6 protein-coding genes and 1 riboswitch are annotated in these 14,394 nt (G+C 46.1%); all 6 genes read left to right on the plus strand.

Features of this window, described 5'->3' with window-relative positions:
- The first annotated feature begins 123 nt into the window (after window positions 1-123).
- The 6 genes from IFO66_RS19105 (at window position 124) to purF (ending at window position 14,293) form a co-directional block, all read left to right on the plus strand.
- Entirely contained in the window at window positions 124-1,014 is an 891-nt protein-coding gene (locus tag IFO66_RS19105; RefSeq protein WP_337913402.1) for a phosphoribosylaminoimidazolesuccinocarboxamide synthase, read from the plus strand.
- Window positions 1,015-1,570: 556 nt separating this feature from the next.
- A complete protein-coding gene (gene pulA, locus IFO66_RS19110; RefSeq protein ID WP_192026698.1) occupies window positions 1,571-8,356 on the plus strand; it encodes a type I pullulanase in 6,786 nt (2,261 codons plus the stop codon).
- A gap of 648 nt (window positions 8,357-9,004) precedes the next feature.
- Window positions 9,005-9,105, plus strand: a riboswitch (purine riboswitch).
- A 391-nt stretch (window positions 9,106-9,496) separates the two neighbouring features.
- Window positions 9,497-9,742: a phosphoribosylformylglycinamidine synthase subunit PurS gene (purS, locus tag IFO66_RS19115; protein WP_192026699.1), complete on the plus strand. Its 246-nt coding sequence runs from the start codon at window positions 9,497-9,499 to the stop codon at window positions 9,740-9,742.
- Window positions 9,743-9,745: 3 nt separating this feature from the next.
- Window positions 9,746-10,432 carry a phosphoribosylformylglycinamidine synthase subunit PurQ gene (gene purQ, locus IFO66_RS19120; RefSeq protein ID WP_192026700.1) on the plus strand — a complete coding sequence of 229 codons (687 nt, stop codon included), beginning with the start codon at window positions 9,746-9,748 and terminating at the stop codon, window positions 10,430-10,432.
- 28 nt (window positions 10,433-10,460) lie between these two features.
- The gene (gene purL / locus IFO66_RS19125) at window positions 10,461-12,710 is read left to right on the plus strand and encodes a phosphoribosylformylglycinamidine synthase subunit PurL (RefSeq protein WP_192026743.1); all 2,250 of its coding nucleotides are present in this window, start codon (window positions 10,461-10,463) and stop codon (window positions 12,708-12,710) included.
- Window positions 12,711-12,841: 131 nt separating this feature from the next.
- Entirely contained in the window at window positions 12,842-14,293 is a 1,452-nt protein-coding gene (gene purF / locus IFO66_RS19130; protein WP_192026744.1) for an amidophosphoribosyltransferase, read from the plus strand.
- Window positions 14,294-14,394 lie beyond the last annotated feature (101 nt).

The following is a 14,394-nucleotide window of genomic DNA, read 5'->3' on the forward strand; positions in this document are numbered from 1 at the left end:
AGATTTAGCAAATGCAGTGTACGTATATACAGTATGTTCGTAAGATAGGTTATGCAAGCTTGGTGTAGGTTATTTGTAACGGAGCAATTCTATAGAAGCATATGCTCAGGGAGGATGTGTATTGTGCGAACGACCGCCGTAATATCTACCGCAGTGGATCTAGTGAAAGCCCCGCTTATTTACAAAGGCAAAGTACGTGAACTTTACGATTTGGGGGAGAACTTTCTCATCGTAGTGACAGACCGCATTTCTGCATTTGATTATGTATTGGAGCCTGCTGTTCCTGAGAAAGGGAACGTGCTCAATCGGTTAAGTGCATTTTGGTTCGAGAAGACGAAGTCCATCATCGGCAACCATGTTGTTCATAGCGACGTAGATCGTCTAGACGATATCCTTGTAGACAAGGAATTATTGCGTGATCGAATTATGGTGACGAAAAAGGCAGATCGAATTGATATTGAGTGTGTCGTACGAGGATACATAACTGGCGGCGGATGGCGGCAGTACGCACAAACACAAGCGGTGAACGGAATCGAGCTTCCAGCTGGCTTACGGAAGAACGAACGTTTCCCGAACCCGATTTTTACACCAGCAGCCAAAAATGACATCGGCCACGATGAAGATATTTCGTATGAGGAAATGCAGCAGCGGGTTGGTGCAGAGTTGGCTGAAATGCTGCGTGACAAGAGCATCGCTCTATATGAATATGCACGTGATTATTGTGACGCGCGTGGCATTGTGCTGGTCGATTGTAAGTTTGAGTTCGGCATTGTAGATGGCGAAGTCATTTTAATTGATGAAATATTTACACCTGACTGCTCACGCTTCTGGGCGCAAGATAAAGTGGAGTTGGATATTGAGATCGACAGTATGGATAAAGAGCCTGTACGCACGTATTTGGCCAGTACCGACTGGGATCAAAACAGCCGACCTAATCCGTTACCTGAAGCAGTTATTATAGAAACGAGTCTTCGTTACGTGGACATCCGTACGAGATTGATGGGTGACAGTTAGTCACTTGAACTTCATGTTCGGTAACTTATTTAAGAGCAATTTATATATGGTATGCTATGATGCATGACCAGTAATAAAACAGACCTCCTTTCTTGGAATCATCTAAGTGAAAAGGATCATTTTTGGCTATTTCGTTCGTGAATACGTTACGGAGCAACTTCGAAATAGCTAGGTAAATGGACTTATTCATCTTATAAGGAAGGGGTCTGTTTTTTTGTGAGTATGATCAGATAATGATCAAAAAAGAGGATTGACAGAAAATAATGGTATCGTTATGCTAGTTATGCAATCGTTTTCATAAAGTGAAAGTAGCAAGAATAGGATGATGTGAACTAGCGTAGTAATGCGTCAATGAATAGGGTACTAGTAACGCATTATTATGCATATATGATCATGTATTTGTTTTAATGAGCGACGCTGCAAGATCATGGTTTATGTATGGACTGTTTTCTTGCACGGTATACACGACGGAACGGATCGTAAATAAGGATTCGTGCAATCATTTTCGCTCATTCATGCAAACGTTTGCAAAAATTATAGGGAAGAGGGTCGTGGCATGACGAGGACATGGAAAGCTAACATTTCTCGACTGCTTGTCTGCATGATGCTATGGAGTACACTTTCAAGTGTATTCGTTACAAATACCCATGCTCAAGCAACTACTCAACAAACATCAACGAAGCCGAACATCAATTGGAGTATGGTTAAACCACTTGGTCAATCACCTACGTCAGGCTGGCAAGGCTACCAACTGGGGCAGTTGAAGCTGACAAATGACGGCGACCATCTGCACTTCCAGTTAGAAGCTGCCCATGCAGAAGAATGGCAGCATATCAATATTGCATTGAATGTGAATGACGCGGATTCGAATGTATCTAGCAATCCGTCCAATCATCGATATAACTACGAGGGCACGACAGCAAAGCCAAGCTACCATATCACTATGGAGGCAAAGGCCGGCGGCAAAGCATCCCTCTATCGCAGTGGATCAGCAAGCCCGTTATTGTCCTCATCCGACTTGAAAGGTGCTTCGTTCGAAGTTGCACCGGATCGTAGTCGTTTCACAGGTTCGATTCCATTGAAGCAGTTAGGTTTACAAAATGGAGACAAGGTTAAAGCAATCGCTATCTTGAGCGGTGATCGTGCGGATGAGCACGGTGTATTTGATGCTGTGCCAGAGACAGCTAAAAATACAGTAGCTAACGATTGGAATATGAAAGCCAATCCGAACCGTATGACCGACTATAGCGAAGCTTATGTCATTACGCACAAGCCTAAGATTGACGGATCGAAAGACAGTCTATGGGAGCAAGTGCCTGATTTAGGGATATCGGTAACAAATACGACACATGGCATCCCTGGTAAGCTTGGCAGCATCAAGCTGACGAACGATGGCAAGCAATTGTATGTATGGGTGGATGCAGAGCTGCCGAACTGGGGCGATCAAGGTCCATTTATTAATATCGCGTTGAATGTAAATGAAGCAGATTCTGCTGTGGAGGGCAATCCATGGAATGCTCAATATAATTTCAGCGGTGCAGATAAGAAACCTCAGTATCATCTTGCTATGCGTTTGAAACAGGATCAGGGTATAGAGGGAGCAGCTTTGTATGATGCGAAGCGGATGTCTGACCCGATCTTAGCAACTTGGGCGGATATGAAAGGTGCTCAATTTGCAGCAAGTGGCAAAGAAGGCTTTGAGGCAGCGATTCCGCTTCATCATTTGCAGTTGAAAAATGGGGATCAGGTTCGCCCGCATGTCGTGTTGAGCGGCAATAAGCCAGCAGAGCACGGTGCATTTCAAGTCATCCCGAATGCAGCAGGCAATGAGCTTGCAAAGGGCTGGAATCAAGCTAGCGCACAAAATGTGCAGTCGACATTTGGTAACGCTTACGTGATTAATCAGATGAATGATCAATTGGAATTGATCAGCACAGTGCCGGCAGACTTTTCGAAGAAAATTGAAGTCGAGCAGCCGATTACGCTAACGTACAGCGAAGCAATTACAGTTGTGAATACCTCCGGTGTTATTCTTGTAGATGATAAGGGTAATGCAGTTGCGGCAGACATCAAGAGTGACGGGCAGCAGTTGGTTATTAAGCCAGTTAAGCCATTGGCCTACAAGACGCCCTATCAAGTAAAGATGTCCGCTCATATGCTGGAAGGTATGGATACCAAGACGCGTAATGAAGCCTACTCATTCTCCTTCACGACGAAGGAGCAGCCAGCGTTAGCTGCAGCTATCGCTGATCAGAACAACGTTGTGTCGGTAGCGCTGAAAGATATCGTTCCTGGGATCGACTATGGGGCATTTGCTCTTTACAACGGGGGCACGAAGCTCAAAGGTACGTCCATGAAAGGCAGCGATGATCAATCGATCATCATTCAATTAGACGAACCAATTGCGGATGTATCTCATCCTTACATCGTACGCTATGAAGGCGCACCGCAAGGCGTATATGCCGATCAGCCTGTTACGATGCGCGGCATATTGGATACGTACGTATATTCAGGCGATGATTTAGGGGTTACGTATACGAAAACAGGCAGTACATTCAAAGTATGGGCACCTACTGCTGCTACTATGACACTATCTCTCTATGACACGGCGGATATGCCGAAGGAGACGCCTACGAGAGAGATTCCAATGCAGCGTGATGCAAGCACAGGCGTATGGTCTGGAGCTGCTGAAGGTGACTTGAACAACAAGTACTACATGTATAAAGTAACATTCCCAGACGGTAAAGTGCTGCATGCTATCGATCCGTACGCACGTGCATCATCGGTAAATAGTGCAAAGTCTGCAGTTGTCGACTTGGCAGCTACAAATCCAGTAGGCTGGGAAAATGACAGCAAGCCAGAAATGCTAGAGCCAACCGATGCGATCATTTACGAGCTGCATACGCGCGACTTCTCAATTGACTCGAACTCTGGAGTATCTGAAAAAAATCGCGGGAAATTCACTGCGTTTACGGAAGAAGGAACGAAGCTTAAGGGAGATGCAGCTGTTAAGACGGGTGTCGATCATTTGAAAGAGCTTGGCATTACACATGTACATTTGCTGCCGACATATGATTTCGGTTCCGTCAATGAGAAGAAAGTAGACGATCCGACTGCGAAGGATCGCAAATTCAACTGGGGCTACGATCCGGTAAATTACAATGTACCGGAAGGTTCCTATGCAACAGATTCTGCACAAGAGGACCCTGCAAAGCGTATTCGTGAATTCAAGCAAATGGTGCAGGCGATGCACAAGAACGATTTGCGACTCGTTTTGGATGTCGTTTACAATCACACGTTTGTAACAGGGCAAGAATTGGATCTATCCGTATTTGATAAATTAGTGCCAGGCTATTACTATCGTACGAACAATAAAGGCGAGCTTTCTAACGGTTCTGGGGTAGGTAATGAAGTGGCTACCGATCGACCGATGGTTAGCAAGTATGTGCGCGATTCTGTGGAGTTCTGGGCAGAAGAGTATAAAGTGGACGGATTCCGCTTTGACTTGATGAAATTGATTGATTTGAACACCACTCGCGGTATTGTGAACGATTTGAAAGCAATCGACCCTAGCATTATCGTATACGGAGAGCCGTGGGCAGGCGGAAGCACACCATTACCAGCCGACCAACAAATTGAAAAAGGAACACAGCGTGGAGAAGGCTTTGCGGTATTCAATGACAACTTCCGTGGCGCGATTAAAGGCGGAAGTGATGATGCTTCGAAAGGGTTTGCTACAGGTGAAGGCTCTCGTGAAGCGGGAATTGTAAACGGTGTAATCGGTTCGACGAATGATTTTACATCTTCGCCAACAGAGACGATTAACTACGTCACAGCACATGATAACTTGAACATGTGGGATAAGATGTTAAAAGCACAAGGCAAAGACAAAGATATTCAACGCGATCCATTCGTGACGCTGACTGAGGCTAATATCCTTGATAATCCTACGGTAAAAAGTTCTCTGCTTGCTAACGGGATTGTTCTGACGTCGCAAGGCATTCCATTTATCCATGCTGGAGATGAAATGCTGCGCAGCAAATTCGGCGATCATAACAGCTATCAGAGCCCGGATTCGATTAACCAAATGCTGTGGCAGCAGAAGAAAGAATATAAGCCTGTATTTGATTACACACAAGGACTTATCGAACTGCGTCGTTCACATCCAGCCTTCCGAATGACATCGAAGGAAGCAGTCGCTTCGAGCTTGGAAGTGTATCGTCAAGACAGTAATGTCGTGGCATTTAAGCTCAAAGAGCATGCAAACGGTGATGCATGGCGCAATATCGTTGTCATTTACAATGGAAATGCAGATACGCGCAATGTAGCATTGCCGTCGAATGGAAAATGGAACGTAGTCGTGGATCATACAGCAGCTGGTGTGAAGCCAATTCGTACCGTTGAAGGCGGCAAAGTCGATGTAGCAGGAACGTCGATGATGGTGCTGTACGATGAAGCTAACACATATACAGCGGCTCCAACTAAAATGGTTATTGATGCAAAAGACATTGCGCTGGAACCTACTACTTCTAAGCAGGTAACAGGTAAAGTGCTAGATCAAAAGGGCAATTTGATTCGTACAGCAAAAGTGACATGGACTTCGTCTGACGAGTCCATTGTAACAGTTGATAGCAAAGGGAAAATAACGGCTGTGAAGGAAGGTAAGGCAGTATTAACGGCTTCCTCCGGCCCGCTGCAAGCACAAGTGAATGTGAACGTTGCGAAGCTTGTACAGACAAAAGCAGATTTGAAAGGCAAGTCTACGGTATGGCTGAACCAGACGGTTCCATTTACGGTTGAGGTAAAAGATCAGTTTGATCAACTGATGCCTACTGTAGATGTGAAGTGGAGTTCCTCTGAGCCAGCTGTTGCACAAGTTGATCGTGTGGGCAAGGTGACAGGTTTCAAAGAAGGGACGACAACGATTACAGCAACAGCAGGCAGTGTATCGGCTTCGATGAAAGTTACAGTGAAGCCGCTGCTGAAGCGTTACATTGAGCTGAACTATGTGCGTCCAGACAAAAATTATAAGGACTGGAGCTTATGGGTATGGCAAACAGGAATCAAAGATGACGAGCACCTGTTCAAGAAGTTCGATAATGGTATGGCTACAGCATTAATCGAAATCGGACCGGATACTGAAAAAATCGGATTTATTATTAAAAAAGGCAATTGGGAGCAAAAAGATACCGATTCCGATCGCTTTGTCGTTACGAATGTGAATGATACGCTCACGAAAGTATACGTATATAGCGGTAAAACGGAAATGCGTACAATTCCTCCGGTGACAGGACCTGTGCTGGAGGATGGAAGCGTTACATTCCACTATCGTGATCAAGAAATTTTCCAGAGTGGAGAACCGAATCGTATCTCTGATGTGAAGATCAATATAAACGGCACCTTGTATCCGATGAACTATGATGCTGAAAATGAGCGTTGTACGTATACGTTGAAGGATGCGAAGAGCGGCAAATATGTATACACATTCCATGTGACGAAGGACGGCAAGACAGCAGAAATTACAGACCCTTATAACACGGAAAATGGTCAATCCATTGTGGAGTATAAGAAACCGGCGATCCAGATTACGGGCAAGGTTAAAGGAGATTCCATTCATGCTGGTCAGCAGCGTTTGCTGCAGGTTGCATATCAATCCAGTGATACATTTGCTGTAAGAGAGATTGCCGCAGATTTGTCGGAATTGGGCGGCCTTGCTCATACGAAGATTGATTTGGAACTGATGGAGCAGTCCATCACAGTAGCTGAGCATGTGAAGCCTGGACAGAAATCCATCCCGATCACGCTTATTGATGAGTACGGAAATAAGCATATGTCAACAACTAATGTAACGGTGAAGGCGAAGCCAAAAGCAAATGGCAAACTGGATTTCGATTGGGATGAGGCTCGTATTTACTTTGTGCTGACAGATCGCTTCTCTGATGGCGATAAGAAGAACAATGGCACAGCCGCGCAAGGTTATGATAAGAATCATCTTGAAGCTTACCAAGGCGGCGACTTCCGTGGGTTGATCAACAAGTTGGACTACTTGGAGGATCTAGGTGTGAATACACTGTGGATCACACCTATTGTCGACAATATTGATTTCAACCAAGGAACAAGCTTCAATGGCAAGCAGTATGGATATCACGGCTACTGGGCAAAAGATTTCACGAAGATCGATGAACATCTTGGTGATGTAGAGACGTTCAAAGAACTCATCAACAAAGCTCACGATCGTGGCATCAAAATTATGGTCGATGTGGTGTTGAATCATACGGGCTATGGCTTGAAACCGGGGGACACGCAGCCGGGTGTTACAGAGCAAGACAAGAAGCGTTTTGAACATATGCTTCGTACAGATGCCGTAAGTGGTGATCCTGTACGTGGTGAATTGGCAGGTTTGCCAGACTTTAAGACAGAAGACCCTAAAGTAAGAGAGCAAGTTATTGCTTGGCAAACGGACTGGATTGAGCGTACTCGTACGAAGCGTGGCGATACGATTGATTACTTCCGTGTCGATACGGTGAAGCATGTGGATGAGACGACATGGAAGGCGTTCCGCAATGAGCTGACCCAAATTGATCCTGAGTTCAAGCTGATCGGAGAATATTTTGGCGCATCGGTTGATAACACAGGTTCGTATTTGAAATCAGGGCAGATGGATTCCCTGTTGGACTTTGATTTTAAGGGCAAAGCGAAGGATTTCGTTAATGGACAGTTGGATGCTGTTGAGAAAGCGATGCAGGAACGGGAAGCTCGCATGGATGAAACGGCAACAATGGGACAATTTTTGAGCAGCCATGATGAAGATGGATTCCTAAGTCATTATGTGAATGGGGATAAAGGCAAGTTAATGGTTGCTGCCGCACTGCAAATTACGGCCAAAGGCCAGCCTGTTATTTATTACGGGGAAGAGCTTGGGCGTTCTGGTGCAAATGCTCGCGATATGTCTAAGGGCGAACTTAGCGAAAACCGTGGTGCTATGCCTTGGGATCAGTTGAAAAAAGAGAAGAAGCTGCACAACCACTACAGCAAGCTGCTGAACATTCGTGCAGACTACTCTAAACTGTTTTCCAAAGGAGATAGAACGAAGCTGGCAGGCAGTGATGCAGAAGGCTTCATGGTATTTGCAAAGAGCTATAAGGGAGAGTCAGTTGTTGTTGGCTTGAATCCGAGCGAGCAAGCGAAGAAGCAGGTTAAGATTAAAGTTCCTTATAAGCCTGGTACAAAGGTGAAAGACGTGTATAACAATAAGCAGTACAAGGTAGAGAAAAATGGTACGGTAACGGTGAACATTCCTGCTAAGGATGACGGTGGTACGATTATTCTTGTTAAGAAGTAAGGGCAAAACAAGGAGACATGGCGCTAACGGTTGCCATAGAGCTTATTCAGCGTAGATTGATGTATTTTGAAATGTAACGGATGTCAGGGAGCTTATTTGTCAGATGGAGGGATCAAATTCACCATTTCGGCTTAAATAAGCTCACCTACAACCTTTACATTTTTACGATGGACAATTTCACGAAAATAACGTCAATGGCGATCGTTAGAGAAAACCGCATAGATTGCGTAGGTGCATATTCTACATATTCTACATACTCTACATATTCTACATACTCTACATATTCTACATACTCTACATATTCTATGTAGTCTGCATAGTCTGATTAGGTTGCCGTGCAGTGTTGCGCAGTCTGAAATTATATTTGAGAGTTGTGCGTACATTATTGGTTAATCCTCATTTGATATTCTGGACTGAAACTTTAAAAGTTCCTGAATGGCTCGGTGCCGTTCAGGAACTTTTTCACTTTGTGGTACTTTTTCGTTAGTTTTATATCGATTGGCATTTATTTTGAATGAGCGGAATACGATTATCCTTTATGCTTTAATGCGTTAAAAACGAACTATATATTTATTTTATATTGGAATGTTCGTGTTTTACGATTGACATGGGCGTTTCAAACTTGTTACACTATAGCCAAACTTAAATATGACGTATGATGATAGCTCTCGTATAATTCCGGGGATATGGCCCAAAGTTTCTACCCAAAGACCGTAAATTTTTGGACTACGAGAGAAAGCGTCCAAGTACGGTATGGCCAATTGCGATTACAGGCCATCATACTCGCGTTTTCTTTCTTTTGTCCTCTTGGTCTGCGGTTGAGCTTTCATAGCTATCTGCGGGCTTTTTTGTTTATTACGTAATCTTACGTAAGATGTAATCCCACCTCATTTCCTTGCTATATGTTGAGCTATCAAACAATCTGCATAAGTCTAAGTAAGCAAGCTGCACAATCGTTTTGGGGAAACGATTGAAGCACGGAAAGTATTCAAGCAAGCTTCATAGTCTCGTTTGTTTATTTTTAATTTCTATAGCAGGCCTCTCATCACGACTTACATCAAGAGCATGTCCATGCGGCAAGGCAATCAGCCGCTAAATAATCCACCATTTCAACACTCATTCTGGGGAGGAAACCTACCGATGTTCAAAGCAAAGGTGTATGTCACTACGAAAGCAAATGTACTTGATCCGCAAGGAGCTGCTGTGCAGCAAGCGCTTCATACGATGGGCTATGCAGCTGTGGATGATGTACGTATCGGCAAATACATGGAACTTACTTTTGATACAACAGACCGTGCTCAAGCGGAATCGGAGTTGGAGCAAATGTGCAAGAAGCTGCTCGCGAATCCGGTCGTTGAAGATTATCGTTATGAGCTGGAGGACTGAGCGATGAAGGTAGCGGTACTTGTATTTCCAGGCTCGAACTGCGATTGGGACTGTGTACACGCAGCAGAACAAACTATCGAGGGAGCCGTTGTCGATCGTGTATGGCATACGACGGATACATTGGAAGGCTATGATCTCATCATGATTCCAGGCGGATTCTCTTACGGAGATTACCTACGCAGTGGAGCTATCGCTCGTTTTGCGCCTGTTATGCAGGCAGTTGCGAAAGCTGCCGCGGAAGGTGTGTACGTATTAGGTATTTGCAATGGATTCCAAATTCTCACCGAAGCAGGATTGCTACCTGGGGCATTGCGCCGCAATACAGGCTTGAAATTCCGCTGTCATTCATCGCAATTGCATGTAGCCAATGCGGATACAGCATTCACATCAGGCTACGCAGCGGGTGAAGTCATCGACATTCCAATTGCGCATGGCGAAGGCAATTACTATTGTGATGATGCTGTGCTGGAGCAATTGAAGGCACGCAATCAAATTGTGTTTACGTATACCGATAATCCGAATGGATCGGTTGCAGATATAGCAGGTGTTATTAATGAGCAGGGCAATGTACTCGGCATGATGCCGCACCCAGAGCGAGCGGTGAACAGCCTGCTCCGCAATGAAGATGGCATTCGTCTTTTTACATCCATTATGAAGGCTTGGAGGGAACGTCATGCAATCGTTGGCTAAGACAAAAGCGGAGCAACAATCGATGGAGATGGCAAAGGCCGTCATAGCAAAAGAGCCAACCCCGGAGCAGATAGCTGAGGAACGTATCTATGCCACGATGGGTGTATCGGACAGTGAGTACGAAATTATTTGCAGCTTGCTCGGCGGCCGCAAGCCGAATTATACCGAGATTGGTGTATTCAGCGTTATGTGGTCGGAGCATTGTGCTTACAAGAACTCTAAACCTTTGTTAAGACGGTTTCCAACGACAGGTGAGCGCGTATTGGTTGGTCCAGGAGAAGGTGCAGGTATCGTAGATATCGGTGATGGGCAAGCCGTTTGTTTCAAAATAGAGAGCCATAACCATCCATCTGCTATCGAGCCATTCCAAGGGGCTGCGACGGGTGTGGGCGGTATTTTGCGTGATATTTTCTCCATGGGTGCACGTCCTGTTGCTTTATTGAACTCTTTGCGTTTCGGTCAGCTTAGCGATGAGCGCGTTCGTTATTTGTTTGAGCATGTTGTAGAAGGTATCGCAGGCTACGGTAACTGTATGGGAATTCCGACGGTTGGTGGCGAAGTGATGTTTGATGCTAGCTACGAAGGAAATCCACTTGTGAATGCAATGTGTGTTGGACTTATCGATCATAAAGATATTCAAAGTGGTGTGGCAAAAGGAATCGGCAACCCCGTCTATTATGTTGGTCCGCCAACAGGACGTGACGGTATTCATGGTGCTACTTTTGCTTCAGAAGAGCTGACAGAAGAGTCGGAAGCGAAGCGTCCTGCGGTACAAGTGGGTGATCCGTTTATGGAGAAGCTCGTTATGGAATCGTGTCTAGAGTTAATCAAGTCTGGCATCGTCATCGGTATTCAAGACATGGGAGCAGCGGGACTTACATGCTCTAGTGCAGAGATGGCGAGCAAAGCAGGCAACGGTCTAGAGTTGAATCTGGATGAAATTCCACAGCGTGAACGGGGTATGACGCCGTACGAGATGATGCTTTCTGAATCCCAGGAGCGGATGCTGTTCGTTATTGAAGAGAAGAATGAACCGATTGCAATGGAAATATTCAATCGTTGGGGTGTTATTTGCCGACAAGTAGGCCGTGTTACGGATGATGGACGTCTGCGTCTTGTGTTCGACGGAGAAGTCGTAGCTGATATGCCAGTTAAGGGCTTGGTTGATGATTGCCCAGTTTACGATAAGCCAGCATCAGAACCTGCTTATTATCAAGCTAATGCAGCAGTAGATACAACGAGTTATCCAGCAGCTTCTGATCTGAACGATGCCCTGCTTCGCATACTTGGATCGCCAACGGTGGCGAGCAAGGAATGGGTGTACAGCCAGTACGATCATATGGTTGGCACCAATACATCGGTATCGCCTGGCTCAGATGCAGCAGTTGTACTCGTACGTGGTACACGCAAAGCATTGGCGATGACGACAGATTGCAACGGACGTTATGTATATCTTGATCCAAATGTAGGCGGAAAAATTGCAGTAGCAGAAGCAGCTCGTAACATCGTTTGTTCGGGTGCAGAACCACTTGCGATTACAGATAATTTGAACTTCGGAAGCCCGGAGAAGCCGGATAACTTCTGGCAAATGCAGCAGTCTGTAGATGGTATGGCAGAAGCTTGCCGTCATCTTAGCACCCCTGTTATCGGCGGAAATGTCAGCTTGTATAACGAAAATACCAAAGGCTCTATTTACCCAACTCCTGTAGTCGGCATGGTCGGCCTCGTTCATGATGTCGACCATATTACGACGCAAGGGTTCAAGCAAGAAGGAGATATCGTCTTGCTGCTCGGCGCAACGAAAGCGGAGCTTGGCGGTAGCGAATTCCAACTTGTTATGCATGGTGTGACAGAAGGTCGCCCGCCTGCTATCGATTTAGATGTAGAGAGTCGTTTGCAGCGTACGGTGTTAGAGTCCATTCAGCAAGGGTACGTTCAATCGGCGCATGACTTATCCGAGGGCGGTTTGGCGGCAGCTTATGCAGAGTGCTGTATTAGCGGACGCACCGGAGCTACTGGTAATGTGTCTGTGGAGGGGTTACGTTCGGATATTGCCCTATTTAGCGAATCTCAGTCTCGTGTCTTGCTTTCGATCCGTCCAGTACATGTAGAAGCGGTTCAAGCTGTATGTGCAACATACGAAGTTCCGGTTCAGCAGCTTGGTGTTGTCGGTGGAGAACGTATTCAATTGAAAGTGAACGGTGTATCTGCAATCGATGTAGCCCGTGAAGAAGCGGAGCGTGCATGGAAGGATGCGATCCCATGTCTGATGCGATAATTCGTCAGCAATCAGACGGAAAGGAAGTCCGGATGGGTGGAAATGGGAGTCATATTCAACATCAGAGTCAGGTAATCGAGCAGCAGCTTTCTGCTGGATCTGAGATTGAACGCGCATATGGCTTTGCTCAAATGGAAGCGAGCGGATCGTACTTTAATGAGGGCGGCGGTCAGGATGGTCCATTTGATCGCTTACGTGAAGAATGCGGTGTATTCGGTGTGTTTGGTTATGAGGATGCTGCTTCACTTTCGTATTACGGTCTTCATACTTTGCAGCATCGTGGGGAAGAGAGTGCAGGAATATGTACGTCTGATGGTCAGACCTTTCGCTACCATCGCGGAATGGGACTTGTGAAAGAAGTGTTTGATAAAGATCGACTTGCTAGCTTGGAAGGCGATCGTGCTATCGGGCATGTGAGGTACTCCACGTCTGGCGATAGCCGACTAGCGAATGCTCAACCGCTTGTATTCAAGACACGGGACGGCGACTTGGCAGTTGCGACGAATGGCAATATTGTTAACGCGCCTATGCTTCGCCGTGAATTGGAGCAGAAAGGTTCGATCTTTCAGACGACGAGTGATACAGAGGTTATCGCACATCTGATCGCTCGCTCGGAGTCGGACTTTGTTACGGCGGCCAAAGATGCATTGCGTCAGTTGGTAGGTGGCTTCGCATTCTTAATTTTGACGAATGACAAATTGATCGTTGCTTCAGATACGTATGGACTTCGCCCGATCGTGATGGGTCGCCTCGGAGATGCATGGGTATTTTCATCCGAGTCTTGTGCCTTTGATACGATCGGAGCTGACTTCGTTCGTGCGGTTGAGCCAGGAGAAATGCTTGTGTTCGATGCAATGGGTTATCGTTCAGAGCGATTTGCTCCGGTTGCCAAGCGAGCGTTGTGCTCGATGGAATTCATTTATTTCTCTCGTCCTGACAGTCAATTGTACGATGTCAACTTGCACACTGCTCGCAAGCGTATGGGGATGCGCTTGGCAGAGGAATTTCCAGTTGAAGCGGATCTCGTATCCGGGGTGCCGGATTCAAGTATATCTGCAGCGATTGGCTATGCAGAGAAAGCTGGTATTCCTTATGAGATGGGCATGATTAAGAACAAATACAGCGGACGCACCTTTATTCAACCAAGCCAAGAGCTTCGTGAGCAAGGTGTGAAAATGAAGCTGAGCGCGGTTCGCAGCGTTGTAGAGGGCAAGCGAGTTGTGTTAATTGATGACTCTATCGTACGCGGCACAACTTCTCGTCGCATCGTGAAGATGCTGCGGGATGCAGGTGCATTGGAGGTTCATCTGCGGATCGCCTCGCCGCCGTTTAAAAATCCATGCTTCTATGGCATAGATACGCCGACGAGCGATGATCTTGTTGCTTTCACGCACACAGTGGAGCAAATATGCGAATTGACAGGTGCGGACTCGCTAGCATTTTTGTCCCAGCCGGGCATGATTGATGCAATTGGTGGTGCATTTGGTAAGGAAGCGAGCGGAGGCTTGTGCCTCGCTTGCTTCGATAACGATTATCCCACACCACTTGGTTATTCAGCAAAAATGACCAGCTGCGGGTGCTAGTAGGAGGCAGAATTTTATTTGAGAAACGTCCGTGATCGCCTTCGCCTCTGTAGTCGAGTTGTAACGCTAGCACTTGTCATCAAAGAACTCGACTACAACAG

Source organism: Paenibacillus arenosi (assembly GCF_014841135.1).
GTDB lineage: Bacteria > Bacillota > Bacilli > Paenibacillales > Paenibacillaceae > Paenibacillus_B > Paenibacillus_B arenosi.